Annotated in this window: 19 protein-coding genes and 1 tRNA gene; 12 read left to right on the top strand and 8 right to left on the bottom strand. The window is 68.9% G+C overall.

The window, feature by feature from the left end:
• Positions 1-17 precede the first annotated feature (17 nt).
• Positions 18-1688 carry a putative bifunctional diguanylate cyclase/phosphodiesterase gene (locus AC07U0_RS09300; RefSeq protein WP_494719737.1) on the top strand — a complete coding sequence of 557 codons (1671 nt, stop codon included), beginning with the start codon at positions 18-20 and terminating at the stop codon, positions 1686-1688.
• Complete coding sequence (locus AC07U0_RS09295) at positions 1685-2056, top strand: hypothetical protein (protein WP_494719736.1); 372 nt, start codon at positions 1685-1687, stop codon at positions 2054-2056. Before AC07U0_RS09300 ends, AC07U0_RS09295 begins: the two co-directional genes overlap by 4 nt.
• A 3-nt stretch (positions 2057-2059) precedes the next feature.
• Here AC07U0_RS09295 and AC07U0_RS09290 read toward each other — a convergent pair whose 3' ends face one another.
• Complete coding sequence (locus AC07U0_RS09290) at positions 2060-3664, bottom strand: carboxylesterase/lipase family protein (RefSeq protein WP_494719735.1); 1605 nt, start codon at positions 3662-3664, stop codon at positions 2060-2062.
• A 139-nt stretch (positions 3665-3803) separates the two neighbouring features.
• Here AC07U0_RS09290 and AC07U0_RS09285 point away from each other — a divergent pair, with 139 nt between their 5' ends.
• On the top strand, positions 3804-4436 hold the full coding sequence (locus AC07U0_RS09285) for a hypothetical protein (protein WP_494719734.1): 633 nt from the start codon (positions 3804-3806) through the stop codon (positions 4434-4436).
• 3 nt (positions 4437-4439) lie between these two features.
• Here AC07U0_RS09285 and AC07U0_RS09280 read toward each other — a convergent pair whose 3' ends face one another.
• Positions 4440-5858 (bottom strand): hypothetical protein, encoded by a 1419-nt coding sequence (locus AC07U0_RS09280; RefSeq protein ID WP_494719733.1) that lies wholly within the window; start codon positions 5856-5858, stop codon positions 4440-4442.
• A gap of 199 nt (positions 5859-6057) precedes the next feature.
• Here AC07U0_RS09280 and AC07U0_RS09275 point away from each other — a divergent pair, with 199 nt between their 5' ends.
• Positions 6058-6807: a DUF72 domain-containing protein gene (locus AC07U0_RS09275; protein WP_494719732.1), complete on the top strand. Its 750-nt coding sequence runs from the start codon at positions 6058-6060 to the stop codon at positions 6805-6807.
• A 10-nt stretch (positions 6808-6817) separates the two neighbouring features.
• Here AC07U0_RS09275 and AC07U0_RS09270 read toward each other — a convergent pair whose 3' ends face one another.
• On the bottom strand, positions 6818-7660 hold the full coding sequence (locus AC07U0_RS09270) for a hypothetical protein (RefSeq protein ID WP_494719731.1): 843 nt from the start codon (positions 7658-7660) through the stop codon (positions 6818-6820).
• Positions 7661-7875: 215 nt separating this feature from the next.
• Between AC07U0_RS09270 and phbB the strand changes: the two genes are divergently transcribed.
• Positions 7876-8601 (top strand): acetoacetyl-CoA reductase, encoded by a 726-nt coding sequence (phbB, locus tag AC07U0_RS09265; RefSeq protein ID WP_492948469.1) that lies wholly within the window; start codon positions 7876-7878, stop codon positions 8599-8601.
• A gap of 49 nt (positions 8602-8650) precedes the next feature.
• Positions 8651-9451 (top strand): DUF4908 domain-containing protein, encoded by an 801-nt coding sequence (locus AC07U0_RS09260; RefSeq protein ID WP_494719730.1) that lies wholly within the window; start codon positions 8651-8653, stop codon positions 9449-9451.
• 9 nt (positions 9452-9460) lie between these two features.
• Here the strand turns inward: AC07U0_RS09260 and gloB are convergent, their stop codons facing one another.
• Complete coding sequence (gloB, locus tag AC07U0_RS09255; RefSeq protein ID WP_494719729.1) at positions 9461-10189, bottom strand: hydroxyacylglutathione hydrolase; 729 nt, start codon at positions 10187-10189, stop codon at positions 9461-9463.
• A gap of 65 nt (positions 10190-10254) precedes the next feature.
• Here gloB and AC07U0_RS09250 point away from each other — a divergent pair, with 65 nt between their 5' ends.
• From AC07U0_RS09250 to AC07U0_RS09230, 5 genes are all read left to right on the top strand, one after another.
• Positions 10255-11043 (top strand): methyltransferase domain-containing protein, encoded by a 789-nt coding sequence (locus AC07U0_RS09250; protein WP_494719728.1) that lies wholly within the window; start codon positions 10255-10257, stop codon positions 11041-11043.
• A gap of 9 nt (positions 11044-11052) precedes the next feature.
• Positions 11053-11565, top strand: coding sequence for a SixA phosphatase family protein (locus AC07U0_RS09245; RefSeq protein WP_494719727.1), 513 nt, complete (start codon positions 11053-11055; stop codon positions 11563-11565).
• Positions 11562-11906 (top strand): DUF952 domain-containing protein, encoded by a 345-nt coding sequence (locus AC07U0_RS09240; RefSeq protein ID WP_494719726.1) that lies wholly within the window; start codon positions 11562-11564, stop codon positions 11904-11906. Before AC07U0_RS09245 ends, AC07U0_RS09240 begins: the two co-directional genes overlap by 4 nt.
• Entirely contained in the window at positions 11903-12952 is a 1050-nt protein-coding gene (locus AC07U0_RS09235; RefSeq protein WP_494719725.1) for a quinone-dependent dihydroorotate dehydrogenase, read from the top strand. The genes AC07U0_RS09240 and AC07U0_RS09235 overlap by 4 nt, the downstream gene beginning before the upstream one ends.
• A 76-nt stretch (positions 12953-13028) precedes the next feature.
• Positions 13029-15071 (top strand): ATP-binding protein, encoded by a 2043-nt coding sequence (locus AC07U0_RS09230; protein ID WP_494719724.1) that lies wholly within the window; start codon positions 13029-13031, stop codon positions 15069-15071.
• On the opposite strand, the gene AC07U0_RS09225 is transcribed toward AC07U0_RS09230, so the two are convergent.
• Positions 15068-15487 (bottom strand): very short patch repair endonuclease, encoded by a 420-nt coding sequence (locus AC07U0_RS09225; protein WP_494719786.1) that lies wholly within the window; start codon positions 15485-15487, stop codon positions 15068-15070. The genes AC07U0_RS09230 and AC07U0_RS09225 overlap by 4 nt on opposite strands.
• A 48-nt stretch (positions 15488-15535) precedes the next feature.
• Positions 15536-16018 (bottom strand): peroxiredoxin, encoded by a 483-nt coding sequence (locus tag AC07U0_RS09220; protein ID WP_494719723.1) that lies wholly within the window; start codon positions 16016-16018, stop codon positions 15536-15538.
• A gap of 129 nt (positions 16019-16147) precedes the next feature.
• Between AC07U0_RS09220 and AC07U0_RS09215 the strand changes: the two genes are divergently transcribed.
• Positions 16148-16717 (top strand): YqgE/AlgH family protein, encoded by a 570-nt coding sequence (locus AC07U0_RS09215; RefSeq protein ID WP_494719722.1) that lies wholly within the window; start codon positions 16148-16150, stop codon positions 16715-16717.
• Between the two features lie 8 nt (positions 16718-16725).
• Here AC07U0_RS09215 and AC07U0_RS09210 read toward each other — a convergent pair.
• Positions 16726-16791, bottom strand: a tRNA-Cys gene (locus tag AC07U0_RS09210).
• Positions 16792-16819: 28 nt separating this feature from the next.
• The gene (locus AC07U0_RS09205) at positions 16820-18502 is read right to left on the bottom strand and encodes an amidohydrolase (RefSeq protein ID WP_494719721.1); all 1683 of its coding nucleotides are present in this window, start codon (positions 18500-18502) and stop codon (positions 16820-16822) included.
• Positions 18503-18611: the final 109 nt, after the last annotated feature.

Below are 18611 nucleotides of genomic sequence, written 5' to 3'. Positions count from 1 at the left end.
GGAAGAGCGCGCCCCCCGTGACCCCCACGCGATCCCGAACACTGGCCTGGGATGCGACGACGGCGATCGAAGCCCTGGCCGCGGCCGACACGGCGCTGTGGATCTGGACCCCTTCCGAAGACACCCTGAGATTCACCGGGGCGACCCGGCCGCTGGGTCTGGGCCCGCTGGCGCCGGAATGTTCGGGCGCCGCCTTCGTCGCCGTGACCCTGCCGCAGGACCGGTCGCTGGCCGAAAGCATCCTGACCCCGCGCGAGGAAGGCTCCGAAATCGCCGTCCGGCTGAGGATGCGCGGGTCCGAGACCTGTCTGTGGCGTGGCGTCTGGCTGGAAGACGGCTTGCGCGCCGCCGGGATGGTGGCGCTGGAGACCAAGTTCGCGAGCGCCGACAAGGATGCCTTGACCGGGCTGCTGGACCGCCGCGCCTTCCTCGCCCGCGCCTCCGATATTCTGGCCGTGCCGGGCGATTATGACGTGGTCGTCGCCGACGTCGACCGGCTGCGGCGGCTGAACGAGGCCCTGGGCCACGAACGCACCGATCTGGTGCTGTCGGCCCTGGGCTCGCGGCTGGCTGCGGCCTTCTCGGAAGGAGCCGCGCCGGCGCGGATCGGCGAGGACGAGTTCGCGGTCATCCTGCAGCGCGGCATCACCCATTCCAGCGACCGGGTGCGGGACGCGCTTGAGCAGCCGCTGCGCATCGCCGGCTTCGACATCTATCCGACCGTCTCGATCGGCTCGGTCGCCTGCGAGGGCGGGGCCGATGCGCCCGATCCGGCCGAGCTGCTGCGTCGCGTCGAACTGGCCGTCGGTCAGGCCAAAGGCGCCGGGCGTGGCGGGTCCGCCGCCTACGGACGCGCGCTCGAGAGCGACAGCCTCAGCCGTCTGGCGCTGGAGGCGGACCTCAGGAACGCCTTTGTGCGCGGTGAGATCGAACCCTTCTTCCAGCCGATCGTGAATCTGAACACCGGCGCCGTCGCCGGCTTCGAAGCCCTGGCCCGCTGGCGTCACCCCAAGCGCGGCCTGGTGCCGCCGGACGAGTTCCTGGGCCTGACCGACGAAATGGGCCTGATGAACGATCTGGGCCTGATGATGATGACCCAGTCGGCGCGCCAGCTGGCCGAATGGCTGCAGCGCCACCCGCTGGCCGGCAAGCTGTTCTGTAGCGTCAACCTGTCGGTCGGCGAGATCGAGCGGCCCAATCTGGTCGAGGACGTTCAACGGGTCATTCAGGAGACGGGCCTGCCCAAGGGGGCGCTCAAGCTGGAAGTGACCGAGGGCGACATTATGCGCGACACCGCCCGGGCGGCGGTGATCCTGCAGCAGCTGAAGGACGTCGGGGCCTCGCTGGCGCTCGATGATTTCGGCACGGGCTTCTCGTCCCTGTCGTATCTGGCGCGCCTGCCGTTCGACACGCTGAAGATCGACCGCTACTTCGTCCTGACCATGGACAAGGACGAGGGCTCGGCCAAGATCGTCAAGTCGGTGGTCAATCTGGGCCGCGACCTGAACCTCGAGGTCGTCGCCGAAGGGGTGGAGAACGCCGGGCTGGCCAAGCTGCTGCTCGACGCGAGCTGCCACTATGGTCAGGGCTTCGGTTACGCCCCCGCCCTGCCGGCCCAGGAGGCCGAGGTCTATCTCAACGAAAGCCTGTCCGACGGCGCCGCGCCGCTGAAGCAGCGGTCGGCTTGATCGCGGAGATCAGGAAGTCCGGCGCCTTGCCGATCCTGATCTGGTTGTTCCTGTTTCCGACATTGATGGTCAGCATGGCCTTCTGGGAGCGGACCGGCCAGCGTCGGGTCGTGGTCGAGGCCGTCGAGGCCGCGCTGGGGCCCGACGCCGTCGGAACGGTGCGGATCACCAGCAACATGCGGTGGGGCAACAAGCGTACGCGGTTGGCCTGTGGCGTCGCCGGCACAAATGGCGAACGCGCCTTCGCCGCCGTAACGTATCGCAGCCCGCGCGCCTTCCGGCGCGAGGTCTATCAACTGGCCATGACCCTTCCTGAGGGACGCGTACTGATGCCGGAGGAGGCGGAACTCCTGCAGGCCTGCGCCTGATCCTCAGGTTCCCGGTTGGCGGTAGGGGATCAGGCCGACCAGACGGCGCTCCTCGCCGCGCGGATCGGAGTTGGCCTTCGAGACGGTGTTCCACTGCATGGTGACCCGGCCGGGCAGTTCGTACTTCGGCCAGGCAGGGACGCCCGAACCGTTCGGATCGCCGGTGCGGGCGAAATTGATCAGGGCCGAGGACATGGCGTCGGCGATGGCGTCCGTCTCGGGCCCGCCGCCTGTCATCGAGACCATCTCGCGATGATTGCGGAACATGAAGGGGATGTCGCCGCAGTGGGGCGCGCCCATGCGGCCGTCCAGCACCGGGCTCTGCCAGTCGAACTGATAGACCCAGGTATTGGCCCCCGGCTGGACCGCGCGGCGGTCGGCCTGAATGATCTGGGCCCGCCAGGAGCGCAACTCCGTAGTCATGGCGAAGAAGATCTGGCTGGGCGAATAGGTCGGGTGTTTGTCGCGGTACCAGGCCAAGGCCGATTCCGGCGTCAGGGGGCCGAAGAAGTTCGGGATCGACCGCTTCAGGGCGGGCAGCAGTTCGTCCCAGGTCAGGTTGGACAGGGCCGGGTCGTCCAGACCGATCAGATAGCGGGTCTCGTCATGGGTGTTGCCCATGATCAGGGCGACGTCGCGCGAGATCGGGGTGGCGTCGGGCTCGAACGGGTCGCGGGTCAGGGAGCGGCCGTCCAGCACCGGGCCGGTCGAGACACCGCGCGTCGCCGCGATCAGCTGGTCCTTCGACAGGGTCAGCAGAGCCTCGGGGCCCTCGACCGCGGCGTTGGTCAGGAATTTCCGGGCGGCGGTCGTGGCCATCTCCGGCGGGACGACGGTGACCTGCTGGCCGCTCATGGTCATGACGCGGTGGAACAGGCCGCGCGCGGCGGGCATGGCCATCAGGACCGAGGCCTTGGCCCCGCCGCCGGACTGTCCGAACAGGGTGACCCGGTTCGGGTCGCCGCCGAAGCTCTCGATATTGTCGCGAATCCACTGCAGGGCCAGCACCAGATCGAGCATCCCGGCATTGCCGGAATCGGCGAAACGCTCGCCTCCGAGCTGGCCCAGATACAGATAGCCGAAGCTGTTCAGGCGGTGGTTGACGGTGACCACGACCACGTCGCCCCACTTGGCCAGATTGGCGCCGTCATAGAGGGGGCTGTTGGCCGACCAGCCCGAGAAGCCGCCACCGTGAAACCAGACCAGCACCGGCCGCTTCGCGCCATCGGTGGCCGGGGTCCAGAGGTTGAGGTTCAGGCAGTCCTCGGAGGTCTGGTCCTGGGTGTAGGCGCTGTCCGGCAGATAGCCGGCGCCGGGGTTGCCGCCGGGCTGGGGGGCGGGGGCGCCGAAGTCGAGGCAGGGCCGAACGTCGCGCCAGGGTCGGGGCGGCTTGGGCGGCGCGAACCGGGTCTGGGCCGTGTCGGCGCCATAGGGCACGCCCTTGAAGACGGCGACGTCGCGGTCGCGGAAGCCCCGGATACGGCCGGCAGAGGTGCGGGCTTGGACACCGGTGTCATTTCGAGACCCGGCGAAGGATGGCGAGGCCACGAGGCTCAGGCTCGCGGCGGCGCCGGCCAGCAGGCCGCGGCGGTCGATAGGGTCGGTCATGGCGTTTCCTCGGTGCGGTTGCCGCGTCTCGTTGCGGCGACCTTCGACCCGCGAAGGAGGACGGTCAAGGTGGAGAGGAGGCGGATCGGGCTTGCTTCGCCGCCCTGCGGGGCCGAGGTTGGCGATGGGAGACGAAACCATGTCCAGACGCCCTCTCGCCGCCTTCGCCCTGATGTCCGTGCTGGCCGCCTGTGGTGAGCGCAAACCGGCGGATGGTTCGCCGCCTGCCGCCGCCCCCGCCGCCGCGCCTGCCCCGGCGCCTGTGTCCACGACGGGGCCCGCCGTTCCGGCCGGGTGGAAGACGTACAGCGATCCGGCCCTGGGCATCGCCTTCGACTACAGCCCTGACCGTCATACCGACGGCTGCGGCGACGTCGGCGAGGGGGTGGTCTGCATCGGTCTGTTCGGGGCGGACTCGAAGAAGGCCCTGATCTATTTCCAGCCGGTCGACGGGTCGCTGGACACAGTGGCTAAGGACCAGGCCGGGTTCGAGAAGAACGCCCAGGGCGTGCTGATGACCACATACGGCCGATTCGAGCCCGTGCCGGTCGAGCGGTTCACGGCGCAGGGCGGGCCGGGGCTGAAGGCGACCGTGACCTGCGGGACCGACGACGAAAACGGCTTCCATGCGGCGGGCGGCGAATGTCTGTGGGCGGTGGTCAGCGACGGGACCCGGTCGGTGGTTGCGACGACGCAAGGGGTGATCGGGCTCGATGCGGAGACGATACAGACCCTTACCTCGGTGCGGTTCGTTCCGCGCTCCGGAACTTGAAGGTCAGGCGCCGGGCTCGATCCGGGTTCCCGCGCCGCCGTCCACGACCATCCGCCGCCCCCCGAGGGTGCTGACCTGGGCGCGGCTGTAGCGGAGGCGGGTGTTGGTCGCGCCGGGAGACACTCGCAGGGCGTCGCGGGTCCGGTTGGCGCGTCGCAGATCGATCTCCATGCCGTCGGTCACCACGCCCGGCCGGGGCCGCACCTCGACCCCGAGGCCGGAGCCGGGGCCGTTGTTGAACATCTCAATCTCCCAGCTGCTGTCGCGGCCGGCCAGGGAAACGTCCGGACTGCCGTTGTCCGAGGGGCGGTTCATGGTGACCACCAGACCTCGCGCCTGAATCCGGTCTCCCACCCCGGTGACTGCGCGGTTCGCGCTCGCGGCCATGACCAGGGAGACGGCATTGAGGGTTCCGTCCCAACAGCGGGTCGCGCCGTTGCCGTCCTGAAGACCCACGACCACAGCGCCGACACCGCCCTGGTCATGGGCCTGCCGGGCTGTGACGCCGGATACGGTGAAGCCTCGAACGCTGATCAGGTTCAGGGCGCCGGCCCGGTCGGAGACGAAATTCGATCCCAGGAAGCCGTCGGTGAACTTGATCTGGACGGGCGCGGCGTTCGGGCAGTTTTCGGTGCGGATATCGTCGACCGTCAGGTTGGTCGACCGGAATCCCTCGGTGCCCGTCGCATAGACGGTGCGCTGGAGGTTGGGGCTTCCGGGCGAGAGGGTGATGTCGTGGGCGCGCACCTGCCGGACGACGGCGCCGGCCTGACCCTTGAGCACGACGCCGAAATCAAGGTTCGACAGGCGCAGTCGCTCCACCCGGTTGCCCCGGTTGTCAGCCCGGTTCTCGCGTCCGTTCCAGGCGCTCAGCCAGACGCCGCTGACATAGCCGTCGATCTCGACGTCGGTGACCCGGTTGTTGGATCCGTTCAGCCAGACGGCGGCTGAACCGGAATAGAAATTGTCGCCCCGGAAGGCGCGGTCGCCCGGGTAGATCCGGGGATAGTCGGCGACGAGCTTCAGGTCGCGGATCCAGCAGTCGTTGACGCCGATGCCGTCCAGGGTCCGCTCATGCAGCGCCTTCTGCAAAAGAACCGCGCCGGTCTGGCCCTGGATCGTCAACCCGTAGCCGGTCGGCAGGGGCATGGAGCCATCGATGACATAGGCGCCAGCATCGCCCGGGATCAGGATGTGGCGGGCGCCCGACGTCAGGGCCGCCGCGATCCGGCGGGTGACGTCGGTCCGGCCGTCACCCACGATGGCGGGATCGAAGCTCTTCAGGTTGCGAGGGGTGTTGTCGAGGGCGTCGCCGAGCGCCGGCAGGCGAGCGGGCGCGGCGAAGGCGCGTGAGCCGGCCAGTGCGGCGCCAAGGCTTGCGGCTCCGGTCAGCAGGCGGCGGCGGTCGAGGGAAGCGCTCATGCGTGTCCGGGCGGGAGGGCGGCGGCCAGAATGACCGCCGGGGCTGACCTTCGGCCCGCGACCGGCGAACGGTCAAGGCGTCGAAAGGTCCCTTGCGCCGTCGCGCGCGGAATCCGGACATCGTGGTGTCGCGAACCGGTGGCGATCCTGGCCGTTTCCTGCGATCTAGACCGAAGAAGCGCACGATCGGGAGGATCGAATGACGGGAACGGTACGGGTCGGTATCGGCGGCTGGACCTTCGAGCCCTGGCGCGGCGTCTTCTATCCGGACAAGCTGAGCCAGAAGAAGGAACTGGGGTACGCCAGCTCGAAGCTGACCTCGATCGAGATCAACGGCACCTACTATTCCGGGTTCAAGATCGACACCTGGATGAAGTGGCGCGACGAAACGCCCGATGACTTCGTCTTCGCGGTGAAGGCCAGCCGCTTCTGCACAAATCGCAAGATTCTGTCCGAGGGCAACGAAAGCCTGGAGCGGTTTCTGGATCAGGGGCTGACGGCGCTCGGTGACAAGCTGGGGCCGATCAACTGGCAGTTCATGGCGACCAAGAAATTCGATCCGGTCGATTTCGAAGGGTTCCTGAAGCTGCTGCCGAAGGAGAAGGACGGGGTCCGGCTGAGGCACGCCCTGGAGGTTCGCAGCCCGACCTTCGACACCGAGCAGTTCTATGATCTGGCCCGCAAATACGGCGCGGCCATCATCTACGCCGTCGATGACGAGAGCCCGACCTGGCCCCGGATCGATCAGGAGACCGCCGACTTCGCCTACGCCCGGCTGATGTCGAGCCGCGAGGATGAGCCGACCGGCATGACCTCGGCCGAACTGGACGCGGTGGTCAAGCAGACCGAGGGCTGGGCGAAGCGCGGCGACGTCTTCGCCTACTTCATCGCCGGGGCCAAGGTGCGCAATCCGGCGGCCGCCATGGCCCTGATCGAGAAGCTCAAGTAGGGCGGGCCGATCAGGTCGCCGGCGTTGGCCGGGCGATATTGGGCACGGGCGTCGAAGGCGGGGCTCCAGCCCTGAGTTTGGCGATATACTCCAGCTCGCCCTTCGCCACCTCGCTGTCCGGATCGGACTTCAGCGAGGCCTCATAAGCCGCCTGGGCCTCGTCCAGTCGGTTCAGCTCGATCAGGCTGAAACCGCGCCGCCGCTGCACGAGACCGACGCCCGCGCTGCCCAGAAGGCCTTCCAGCCCACTCACCTGAAGCGCGGCGTCGCCGACCGCCAGGGCGTCGGCCCAGCGGCGCTGGCCCTGTATCGCGCCCATCTTTTCGGCGGTGAGCGGAAGATAGTCGGGCTGAAGGGCCAGTCCCTTGTCGAGGAAGGCGATCGCCTCGTCATAGGCATGGCGCTCGACAGCCTCCGAGCCGAGCATCAGGGCGATCGCCGGATAGATATTCGGGCCGGTCTCGACCGTGGCCCGGACGCCGGGCTCCGCGCTTTCCGCCATCTGGGAGGCGACAGCCCCACGCATGATCGCCTGACCCATGTCCTCGGCGCGGACGATCCAGCGTCCCCGGCCCGCGTGCTCGATGGCCGGATAGGTCTTGGGGGCGTTGTCCAGCGCACGCCTCAGCCGGGCCAGATGCGGCCGCAGGGCAGCGTAGGAGCCACGCGAGTAATCGCGCATCGCCGCCTCATAGGCGGACTGGGCCTGGGCCTCCGCCCGGGGCAGGCGGGCGCCGCCGATGACGATATTGGCGCCGCCGTCTTGTGGAGGCGTCGCGGCCGCACTGCCGGTCGCGGACGCCAGCGTCACGGCTGCGATCACGGCCCCCAGACCTCTGAGTTGTCGCTTCATCATCCCCTCCTGCAACTCCGACGGGCAACTGAACATGATTTCGGTCGGCTGGCGAGGCGCGAGCCGACCGCCGATGCGTCGTCACGCCGCGCGGAACCGGATCAAGCCGCGTAACACCGGCTTTTCGCGCAACCCCGCGCGGGCTAAAGCTTTTTGGCAGGACAGTCGGGGCGGCAGATCTCGACGGCAAAGACAATCAGGACAGGAAGACGCACATGGCTCGAGTGGCGCTTGTGACCGGCGGAACGCGCGGCATCGGCAAGGCGATCGTTCAGCGGCTGAAAGAAGACGGCATGTCCGTCGCCGCCGGCTATTCCGGAAATACCGAGGCCGCCGAGGCCACGGCCCGCGAACTGGGCGTCATGGTTGTCAAGGGCAATGTCGGCTCGTTCGAGGACTGCGCCCGCGCCGTCGCCGACGTCGAGGCCGAGCTCGGTCCCATCGACGTCCTGATCAATAACGCCGGCATCACGCGCGACGGCTTCTTCCACAAGATGAGCCACGACCAGTGGTCCGATGTGATCCGCGTCAACATGGACTCGGTCTTCAACATGACGCGCCAGGTGATCACCGGCATGCGCGACCGCAACTATGGCCGTATCGTCAACATCTCCTCGATCAACGGCCAGAAGGGTCAGGTCGGCCAGACCAACTATTCCGCCGCCAAGGCCGGGATGATCGGCTTCACCAAGGCGCTGGCGCTGGAGAACGCGCGCAAGGGCGTGACGGTCAACTGTATCGCCCCCGGCTATATCGACACCGAGATGGTCGGCGCCATGGACCAGAAGGTGCTGGATTCCATCATCGCCCAGATCCCGGTCGGGCGGCTGGGCAAGGGCGAGGAGATCGCCGACATGGTGTCCTGGCTGACGGGCGAACGTGCCGGATATGTCACAGGCTGCACCCTCAGCCTGAATGGCGGCCAGTATCTGGTCGGCTGAACACAGCGGCGCCCAAAATCCGCCGCGCCAAGCTTGCACCGATAAGCGCATGAAGTTGCAACGGGTCGAGACGGCGACAGGGCCGCTTTCGGCGACGATGGCGTTCGTCGCCTCCGTCGCCCCGACCCTTATTGTCCTGACACTCCTTGCCCTGACCGTTCCGGCGGTTGCTGAGGCCCAGGTCCGGTCCAACGCTCAGGCTGAACAGGCGCGCAGCTTCAGCCGCCCCCCGGCCCGAACCCAGCCCGAAACCGGCCGCTATGTCGCCGAGACGGGTGAGAGCTTCATCTTCGACCGGTCGGGGCCGCGTCCCCTGTTCCGCTTCGCCAGCCGTAACGAGACCTGGGCCCTGACGGCCCGCCCGGCCCCGCGCGGCGACATCATCTATCGCAACGATGCGGGCGACCAGATTCTGCGGGTCACGCCTGACGGCGGGATGACCCTGTATTCGGTTCGGGCCCCGAACGGCTCGCCGGCCTCCATGGCGGGCCCGGCGCCGGCGCTCGAGCGTCCGCTGCTGGGACCGATCCAGCTGTCCAATCTGATGGTTCAGCGCAGCTTCCTGATGAGCCGTGCGCTCGGCCGGATGATCAGCGTCCAGCTCGACGGCGAACAGGACGAGGGTCTGTGCACCGACGCCCTGATGGTGACGACCGACGCGGTCCTGCGCATGGCCGCCTCGCCGGCGCTGCGGGCCCAGCTTAACGGCCTGCAGACCGTGACCATCATCGAGGGACGGTCCAGTTCGGTGACCTATTCCGGCGGGGAATTGCGCGTGACGGTGCAGCCGAACCAGGGCCTGACGGGTCGCCCGTCCTCGGCCCGGATCATCCAGGCCGTTCGCCGCTAGGCGTCATCCTCAACCCTTGAAGTCGTCCTTGGCCGCCCGCCGGGCGCCGAAGTCGGCCGCGTCCCGGGCGCGCAGGAAGGGGTTGAAGGCCTTTTCCACCGCCAGCGTCGTCGGCTCGGTCGGTTCGCCTCGCTCACGCATGGCGAAGATCATTTCGGCATGGGCCAGCATCTCGGGCCGGTCGTCGATCGACAGGGCGAAGCGGGCGTTGGCGGCGGTGTATTCATGGGCGCCATAGAGGACCGTCCGGTCCGGCCAGGCGGTGATGGCTGAAAAGCTGGACCACATCTGTTCGGCCGTGCCCTCGAACAACCGGCCGCAGCCGAGCGGGAACAGGGTGTCGCCGACGAAGGCGATGTCGTCGGCCGCCGAGCGATAGAGGATATGGCCGAGCGTATGGCCGGGGGCCGCGGTGACCTCGAACGCCGTCTCGCCCAGCATCACCGTCTCGCCGCCCGCCAGCACCCGGTCCAGAGGCGCGATGCGGCGGACCTCTTCGGGGCCCAGGATTTCGCAGCCGGTCGCGGCCTGGATCGCGGCATTGCCGCCTGCATGGTCGGGATGCCAGTGGGTGTTGAGGATCAGGTCCAGCCGCCCCCAGCCCAGCCGCTCCAGCTCGGCCAGGATGGCCTCGGCGTCGGGGGTGTCGACCGTCGCCGTCATGCCAGTCGCCTCGTCGCGCAGCAGGAAGCCGTAGTTGTCCGACAGGCACGGGAAGAGGTGGACGGTCAGGGCCATGCGGGTTCTCGACAGGGTTTCGGAGGAAGGCGACGAACGCCGTCCGAACGCATATAGTGCGCGTCATGCGCCGCAGCATCGAGGATCTTCGCGCCTTTTACGGCGAGCCGACCGGGGCCCTGGTGCGCCGGTTGCTGGCGCGGCGTCTGGACGACGCCTGGGGCGAAGCGACCAACTGCGATGTGCTGGGCATCGGCTATGCCACGCCCTGGCTGGACGCCTTCGTCGGCGCCCGTCGGGTGGTCGCCGCCATGCCGGGGGGGCAGGGGGTGGAGCTCTGGCCCGCCGCCGGGCGCAACCGCACCCTTCTGGTCGATGACAAACGCCTGCCGTTCACGGCCGGGGCCTTCGACCGCATCCTGATGATCCATGCGCTGGAGGAGGCGGACGATCCGGCGCTGCTGCTGACCGAGGCCGTGCGGGCCCTGGCGCCGGCCGGGCGGATCATCCTGGCGGCGGCGGCGCGGGGCGGCCTGTGGGCGCGCGCTGAGGCGACCCCGTTCGGTCATGGGCGGCCCTTCACCCGGGGACAGCTGGAGCGGCTGGTGCGCTCGGTCGGTCTGGAGCCCACCGCCTGGTCCCAGACCCTCTATACGCCGCCCTGGCGGCCGCTGCTCGGCATGGCCGACGGCATCGAACAGATCGGCAAGACCCTGGCGCCGGGGACGGCCGGGGTGATCCTGCTGGAGGCCTCGCGTCAGGCCTATGCCCGCGTCCGCCCGGGCGGGGCGGCTGTGCGCGTGCGGGCCACGCCCGATCTGGTTCCGCAACCGGCGTCTCGAAGCCACAGGTCGGCGGCGGAAATGAAACCGCGGACCGGCGACGGTCTGGATGCGACGCCCGAAGCGCCGTAAAGCCGGGCCATGCACCGACTTATCCTGATGCGACACGCCAAGACCGAGCGCGCCGCCGCTTCCGGGCTCGACCGCGACCGGTCGCTGACCGACCGCGGTCGAGCCGACGCCGCGATCATGGGCCGTGTCCTGGCCGAAAAGGGCCTGAGGCCCGACCTGGCCCTGGTCTCCACCTCCACCCGGACGCGCGAGACCTGGGAGGTGCTTCAGGAAGCGTTCGGAGACGTCGAGGTGCGGCTGGAGCCGACCCTTTACAACGCCCCCCAGGACGTCATTCGCCGCTTCGTCGAGGGCGCGGAGGACGAAGCCGGCTGCCTGCTGGTTCTGGCCCACAATCCCGGCGTTCACATGCTGGCTTATGAATATCTGATCGAGAGCGCGGCTTCGCCGAGCGTCATGGACAAGATGGCCGGCGGCTTCCCGACGGCTGCGGCGGCGGTGTTCGAGGTCGATGTGGCCGGACGCTGCGCCTATGACGGCTATCTGATCCCCAAGACTTTCGGCGGCGGCGCGGACGAATGAGCGCCCATCCATCCGAGGCCTTCAAGGTGATCGACGCGGCCGAATGGGCCCTCGCCGAGGCGGCGGGATCCTATGGCGGATCGGCGGTGGATCTGGCGGATGGATACATCCATCTGTCGGCCGAGGACCAGTTGGCGGAGACTGTCAGCAAGCATTATGCGGGCCGTGGAAACCTGCTGCTCCTGACCGTGGACCTGACGGTTCTGGGTGAGACGATCGTCTGGGAGCCCTCGCGCGGCGGGGCGCTGTTTCCGCACATTTACGGGCCTCTGCCGGTCGCGGCCGTGACGGCGAGCAAGGCCTTTTCGGTCGAGGCCGACGGCGCGATGGTGTTCGCATGAGCGGCCTCACCGATCTCGGCGCGGCCCTGCTGCGCAAGCTCGATCCTGAGACGGCGCACGGTCTCGCGATCAAGGCCCTGCAAGCGGTTCCCCTGCCGACGCCGGCGGCCGACGATCCGATCCTGACAACCCGGATCGCGGGCCTGACCCTGCCTAATCCGGTGGGTCTGGCGGCGGGTCTGGACAAGAACGGCGAAGCGCTGGGCGGCCTGTCGAAACTCGGTTTCGGCTTCGTCGAGTGCGGCTCGGTCACGCCGGTGGCCCAAGCGGGAAATCCGAAGCCGCGCCTGTTTCGCCTCAGCGAGGACCGGGCGATCATCAACCGGATGGGGTTCAACAACGCCGGGCTGGAAGCCTTTGCCGCCCGGCTCGGCGACCGCAGGCCCGGAGCGGTGGTCGGGGCCAATCTGGGGGCCAACAAAGACACCGAGGACCGCGCCGCCGACTATGTGATCGGTCTGGAGCGGCTGGACGGACTGGCCGACTATTTCACTATCAACATCTCCTCGCCCAACACGCCCGGATTGCGGGCCCTGCAGGGGCGCGAGGCGCTGGACGACCTGCTGGGCCGGATCGCCGAGGCGCGACCGAAGGTCGCAGGCCGGCCCGGGGGGCGGGCGCCCGTCTTCCTGAAGATCGCGCCGGACCTGACGGCGGCCGAGATCGGCATGATCGTCGAGGCCGCCATCGCCCACGGCATCGACGCCCTGATCGTGTCCAACACCACCCTGGACCGGACGGGCCTGCGCTCGCCCGATGCGGGGGAGGCCGGCGGCCTGTCCGGCGCGCCCCTGAAGGACAGGGCCCTGAACGCCCTGCGCGATGCGGCAGCGGCGGCGCAGGGCCGGTTGCCCCTGATCGGCGTGGGCGGCATCGGCTCGGGCGAGGACGCCTATGCGCGCATCCGCGCCGGCGCCTCGGCGGTCCAGCTCTACTCCGCCCTGATCTATGAGGGGCCCGGCCTGATCGGGCGGATCAAGCGCGATCTGGCGGCCCGTCTGCGCGCGGATGGCTTTTCCAGCGTTTCTGAGGCAGTTTCGACCTGACGTTGACGGAGCGTTAGGGCCAAGGCGTCATTGTCCCGCGATCGGGGGCGCGTATTCGCCTCGGCCGGGGACACTCATGTCGGAGGTTGCCATCCAGACGACCGCTGAGCGTTGGGAGCCCGCCGTCCTGCAGCGCCGCAAGGCCTTGCTGCAGCGTCTCGGCATGGGCGCGGCCACGGCCATGATCTTCAGTCCCCTGTTCGGCTGGGAAGTCAGCGCGGCCTGGATCGTCGTCTATTTCGCCGTCCAGCTGGTGGATCTGGTCGTCTTCGCCCCGCTCAACTCGGGCAAGCCGGGGAAGATGGGGCCGCTGCGCACCGTCGTCGGCGGGATGGTCCTGTTCCTGAACGCCGCGAGTTTCGGCAGTCTGTCGGTCGCCCTGTGGCTGTTCGGCGGGCCGATGGGCGGAGTCTGCGCCGCCATCGTCCTGGCGTCCGGCGCCATCTATGGCGTGGTCAATTCGCCGCGTTCGGCCGAGGTCCTGGTCATCACCATCGCCCCGCACTGCATCTATATGGCGATGATGCCCTTCTTCATGATCGCCAACGGGGCCGAGCCGGCCTTTGTCACGGCGGTGGCCATCTCGGTGGTGGTCTTCATCGCCTATTGTATTTCGACCTGGCGCAGCATGAACGAGGCCTATGAGGCCGAGAGCCGGGCCCGGATCGACGCCGAGCGCCGTGGCATCGAAGCCGAGCGCGCCATGGCCAGCCGGTCCGCCTTCCTGGCCGCCATCGGTCACGACCTGCGCACCCCCATCGGGGCCATCCTGACCGGCGCGGCCGAGATGGATCGTCTGGCCGGCGACTCCGCGTCGCGCGCCAACGCCGCCCTGATCACCGACGCCAGCCTGATGATGAAGGGGCTGCTGGACAATCTGCTGGACCATTCCAAGCTCGACGCCGGCAGGATGACGGTCGAGGCCGGAGACTTCAACCTGCGCGCCATGCTGGCCCAAACCCTTCGTATGTGGGCCGGTCCGGTCAAGGCCAAGGGTCTGTCACTGCGGGTCGAGGGCGCCAGCGAAATGCCCGCCATGGTGCGCGGCGACGCCATGCGCCTGCGTCAGGTCCTCAACAATCTCGTCTCCAACGCGCTCAAGTTCACGGACACCGGATCGGTGACCCTGCGGCTCAAGTCGTGGGCCGAGGAGCCGTCGGGCCACGCCATCCTGATCGAGGTCCAGGACACGGGCCCCGGCATGACCGCGGCCCAGCTGTCGCGCCTGTTCACCCCGTTCGACCAGACCGCCGAAGGCATCAGCGCCCGTCACGGCGGCACCGGCCTGGGGCTGGCCATCAGCCGCGATCTGGTCGGTCTGATGGGCGGACGGCTCACGGCCCGCAGCCTGCCGGGTCAGGGCGCCTGTTTCACCCTGTCGCTGACGCTGGCCCCGGCGATCAATCCCGAGGCGGTGATCAAGGTTCTGGACGCCGACAGTCGCGCCGATGTCGCCCGCGTCCTCCGCCCCGCCGAAGTCGCCCGCGCCGCGCTGAAGCCTGTGCCGGAGGCGAAGCCCGAGCCGGTCACGACGCCGGTCGCCGCCACCGAACCGGGAAGCGCCGCCGAGGCCCTGCTGGCCTCGCTTCTGTCCGGGGCGCCCGAACCTGTGGTCCTGACGCCTCCCGTCGCGGCTTCTCCTGCCGAGGCGTCTCCGGTCGTGGACGCCGTTTCCCCGGCCGATGCGGATGCAGAGGCCGCTGTTGAGGAGGAAGAGGACCGGCCGCTGCGGGTTCTGGTCGTCGACGACCACGATATCAACCGCCGCGCGGTCGAGCTGATCCTGGCCCCGCTGGGCTGCGACATCTCCACCGCCGCCGACGGCATGGCCGCCCTGCGCCAGTGCGACGCCGCCGCCTTCGACGTCATCTTCATGGATGTGCGGATGCCGGAGCTGGATGGGCGCGAGACCACCCGTCGCCTGCGCGCCGGAACGAGCCCCAACGCCACGACCCCGGTCATCGCCGTCACCGCCGATACGGCGCCGGACGACATCGCCGCCTGTATGGCCGCGGGAATGGATTATTTCGTCTCCAAGCCCCTGACTCCGCCGGCCCTCCTCGGGGCCCTGCAGCAGGTGCTCTCGGCGACGGAAGAGGCCCAGACCGTCGCCGCCTAGACACTGTCGGAGGGTCTGATCTTCGCGATCAGGTCGCGAGCGAAGTCGGGCGCCTTCATCGCGCATTCCCAGACGGTGACCACCTGCCAGCCCTGTTCGGTCAGGGCGGCCGTGTTGCGTGCATCGCGGTCGCGATTGCGGCCGATCTTGGCGATCCAGTAGTCGGCGTTGGCCTTGGGCTGACGCGCGCCGCGCGCGCAGTCGTGGCCGTGCCAGAAACAGCCGTGGACGAACAGGGCCACGCGCCGGCCCGTCATCACCACATCGGGCTTGCCGGGCAGGCCTGAGCCGCCCAGCCGATAACCGATCCCGGCCTCCCTCAGCAGGCGGCGGACAGCCAGTTCGGGCGCGGTGTCCTTCCCCTTCACCCGCCGCATGACGGCGCTGCGTTTTTCGGGCGAATAGACGTCGGTCACATCAGTCACCGCCCATCCCGGCGACCGCCGGGATGGGCGGTCTCCGGATCAGAGCTGCGCCAGCAGGTGCTCGGCGGACGACACCTTGAACTCGCCGCCAGCCTCAATGTTGAGCTCGGTCACGACGCCGTCCTTGACCAGCATCGAATAACGCTGCGAGCGCTCGCCCATGCCGAAGCCGCGCGCATCCAGGGTCAGGCCCAGGGTGCGGGTGAAGTCGCCCGAGCCGTCGGCCAGCATCAGGATGTCCTCGGCGCCGTCGGTGGCCTTTGCCCAGGCGCCCATGACGAACGGGTCGTTGACCGACAGGCAGGCGATGGTGTCGACGCCCTTGGCTTTGAAGTCGGCGCCGTTGTCGATGTAGCCCGGCAGGTGGCGGGCCGAGCAGGTCGGGGTGAAGGCGCCGGGGACGGCGAACAGGGCCACGGTCTTGCCCTTGAAGATCTCGTCGGTGGTGATCGGCTTGGGGCCGTCCGCCGTGGGCGTGCCGAGGGTCGCGGCCGGGATGGTGTCGCCGATCTGGATGGTCATGGGTGTCTCCAAGGGTTTGGTTGGAAGCCGTGGCTCCAGAAGCGCAGATAGGCCCGCACGGTTGCGTCGCCAAGCCGCAAACGGGGCCGTGACTTGCAAAGGCGCGCTCTCGCACCGATCATTCGTCACATGGACGATTTCCAATCCCTCGTCGGACGGCTTCTGGTCGCGATGCCGGGCATCGGCGACGACCGGTTCGAACACGCGGTGATCCTGGTCTGCGTGCATGAGCCCGACCACGCCATGGGCCTGAGGCTGGACCTGCCCGCCCCCGCCGTCGACCTGAAGTCGGTTCTCGCCAAGCTGGAGATACCGGCCCCCGACAGCGCCGCCGGCCGCCCCGTCATGGACGGCGGCCCCGTGGACCGCGAGCGCGGCTTCGTCCTGCACACCGACGACTGGATGTCGCCCGAGGCCAGCGTCGGCTTCTTCAGCGGCCTGGCCATGACCGGCACCAAGGACGCGCTTCTGGCCATGACCGACGTCGCCACGGGGCCGCGCCGGTCCAAGCTGCTGCTCGGCTATGCCGGCTGGGGCGAAGGCCAGCTGGAAGACGAGCTCGGCGAGAACGTCTGGCTGACTGCCGACGCCGACATGGACCTGATCTTCGACGGCGACCACGAGACCAAATGGAGCCGGGCTCTGGCCCGTCTGGGTGTCAACGCGGCCTTCCTGTCGGGACAGGCGGGACGGGCCTAGGGTCGAGCTGTGGGAGGCGGGATTTGCACCCACAACTGCGGTTGTAACCGGCGTTTTATTTAAACTACTCCCGCCCGGACCATAGCGGCGGGGCCATGCCGATCAATGCCCTGAGGCGTCCCGCTCGTAGACCACCTTGCCATCCACCACGGTCAGGACCGCGTGGCCGTGCGGGATCTGCGCCGCCGGGACGGTCATCAGGTCGATGTCGAAGGCGGTGAAGTCGGCGCGCTTGCCGACCTCGATCGTACCCAGCTCGTTTTCCCGGAAGCTGGCATAGGCCGGCCAGAGGGTGAACATCTTCAGGGCCGTCTCACGCGACACCGCCTCTTCCGGATGCCAGTCAGGGCCCTGGAAGCCTTCCAGATCGCGCCGGGCGACGGCGGCGTAGAATTCGATCAGGGGATCGCCGCGCTCGACGGGCGAATCCGAACCGCCGACGACGATGACGCCGAGGTCGACCAGGCTCTTCCAGGCATAGGCGCCGTTCAGCCGTTCCTCGCCCAGACGGGCGGGCGCGAAGTGGAAGTCGCCGATGGCGTGGCTGGGCTGCATGGAGGCGATGATCGGCAGGTCGACGAAGGCCTGATAGTCCGACGGCCTCAGGATCTGGGCGTGTTCGATGCGCCAGCGGATGTCGGATCCGCCCTTCCATTCGGAACGCGGGACCTCGGCCATGGCCTGCCGATACCATTCGATCACCGAGCCGTTGCCCCGGTCGCCAATGGCGTGGGTGGCGACCTGGATCCCTGACCGCAGGGCGCCTTCATAGATGGGCACGATCTCGGCGGCGGTGGTCTGCATCAGGCCGCGCGTCTCGGGCGCATCCGCATAGGGGGCGTAGAGGGCCGCGCCACGAGAACCAAGCGCGCCGTCGGCATAGAGTTTGACCGCGCGGGTGATGATCCGACCGTCGGCGACGCTCCGCGGGCCCGAGGCGAACAGGGCCCGGGCGCCGTCGGGGGTGACCGAGTTGTAGACGCGGATCGGCGCCTGGCCCGCCTCGGCCATCTGCTCCAGCAAGGGGATATCCTTCCACGGCGCGCTCATGAAGTGGACTCCGGTCCAGCCATAGGCGGCCTCGACCCGGAAGCCGGCCTGATAGGCGGCGCGCACGGCGGCGGGATCGGCCTTGGGTTCGAGGGATTCGACGAGGGCCATGGCGGCGTCGACGAGGAAGCCGGTGGGCTTGCCGTCGGGGCCTTTGGCGATCTCCCCGCCCGCCGGAGCCAGGGTCGTCTCGTCGATGTGGGCGGCGGCAAGGGCGGCGGAGGAGGCGGTGACCGCATGGCCGTCGGCGCGGCCCAGAAGCACGACCCGGCCAGGAGCGGCGGCGTCGAGATCGGCCGCCGTCAGGAAGCGGGGCCCGTTGGCGGACTCGGGCCAGCGGGTCTCGATCCAGCCGCGTCCGATGATCGGCCCTTCCGGATGGGCGGTGGCCCAGGCTCTGAGCCGGGCCATGGCGTCCCCGACCGAGGTCGAGCCTTCGAGGTTCAGGGTCAGCTCACGCCAGCCGATGCCGTCCAGATGGGCGTGGCCGTCGGTGAAGCCGGGGAACAGGGTCGCGCCCTTCAGGTCCACGACCGGGACGCCGGGCGCGACGGGCAGGTCGGCGGCCCTGCCTACGAAAGAGATGCGGCCGTCGCGGACCTGAACTGCCTCGGCCGTGACGTCGCCGGGCAGGCCGGTGTGGATGGTCCCGCCGCGCAGGATCAGATCCTGGGCCAGAACGGGGGATGCGCCGATGCTGAGCGCGATGGCGAGGGCGGTGAGGGACGGCTTCATGCAGGCGGCTCCAGCGAACCCGGCATGGGTGCGGGTGGTCGAGCGTCGCGTCAAGCGCTTCGCCCCGGAGGGTCCTGCCCCAAAAAGAAAGGAGGCGGCCCGTTTCCGG

Source organism: Brevundimonas sp. GW821-FHT02A10 (genome assembly GCF_059422025.1).
Note: the sequence above shows the minus strand (reverse complement) of the source record. Positions and strands in the feature narration are given on the sequence as shown.

Bases quoted from the DNA above. Each gene is read 5' to 3' on its own strand.
- AC07U0_RS09290 (WP_494719735.1), bottom strand. From the start codon at position 3,664: ATGACCGACCCTATCGACCGCCGCGGCCTGCTGGCCGGCGCCGCCGCG.
- AC07U0_RS09285 (WP_494719734.1), top strand. From the start codon at position 3,804: ATGTCCAGACGCCCTCTCGCCGCCTTCGCCCTGATGTCCGTGCTGGCC.
- AC07U0_RS09280 (WP_494719733.1), bottom strand. From the start codon at position 5,858: ATGAGCGCTTCCCTCGACCGCCGCCGCCTGCTGACCGGAGCCGCAAGC.
- AC07U0_RS09275 (WP_494719732.1), top strand. From the start codon at position 6,058: ATGACGGGAACGGTACGGGTCGGTATCGGCGGCTGGACCTTCGAGCCC.
- AC07U0_RS09270 (WP_494719731.1), bottom strand. From the start codon at position 7,660: ATGAAGCGACAACTCAGAGGTCTGGGGGCCGTGATCGCAGCCGTGACG.
- phbB (WP_492948469.1), top strand. From the start codon at position 7,876: ATGGCTCGAGTGGCGCTTGTGACCGGCGGAACGCGCGGCATCGGCAAG.
- AC07U0_RS09260 (WP_494719730.1), top strand. From the start codon at position 8,651: ATGAAGTTGCAACGGGTCGAGACGGCGACAGGGCCGCTTTCGGCGACG.
- gloB (WP_494719729.1), bottom strand. From the start codon at position 10,189: ATGGCCCTGACCGTCCACCTCTTCCCGTGCCTGTCGGACAACTACGGC.
- AC07U0_RS09250 (WP_494719728.1), top strand. From the start codon at position 10,255: ATGCGCCGCAGCATCGAGGATCTTCGCGCCTTTTACGGCGAGCCGACC.
- AC07U0_RS09245 (WP_494719727.1), top strand. From the start codon at position 11,053: ATGCACCGACTTATCCTGATGCGACACGCCAAGACCGAGCGCGCCGCC.
- AC07U0_RS09240 (WP_494719726.1), top strand. From the start codon at position 11,562: ATGAGCGCCCATCCATCCGAGGCCTTCAAGGTGATCGACGCGGCCGAA.
- AC07U0_RS09235 (WP_494719725.1), top strand. From the start codon at position 11,903: ATGAGCGGCCTCACCGATCTCGGCGCGGCCCTGCTGCGCAAGCTCGAT.
- AC07U0_RS09230 (WP_494719724.1), top strand. From the start codon at position 13,029: ATGTCGGAGGTTGCCATCCAGACGACCGCTGAGCGTTGGGAGCCCGCC.
- AC07U0_RS09220 (WP_494719723.1), bottom strand. From the start codon at position 16,018: ATGACCATCCAGATCGGCGACACCATCCCGGCCGCGACCCTCGGCACG.
- AC07U0_RS09215 (WP_494719722.1), top strand. From the start codon at position 16,148: ATGGACGATTTCCAATCCCTCGTCGGACGGCTTCTGGTCGCGATGCCG.
- AC07U0_RS09205 (WP_494719721.1), bottom strand. From the start codon at position 18,502: ATGAAGCCGTCCCTCACCGCCCTCGCCATCGCGCTCAGCATCGGCGCA.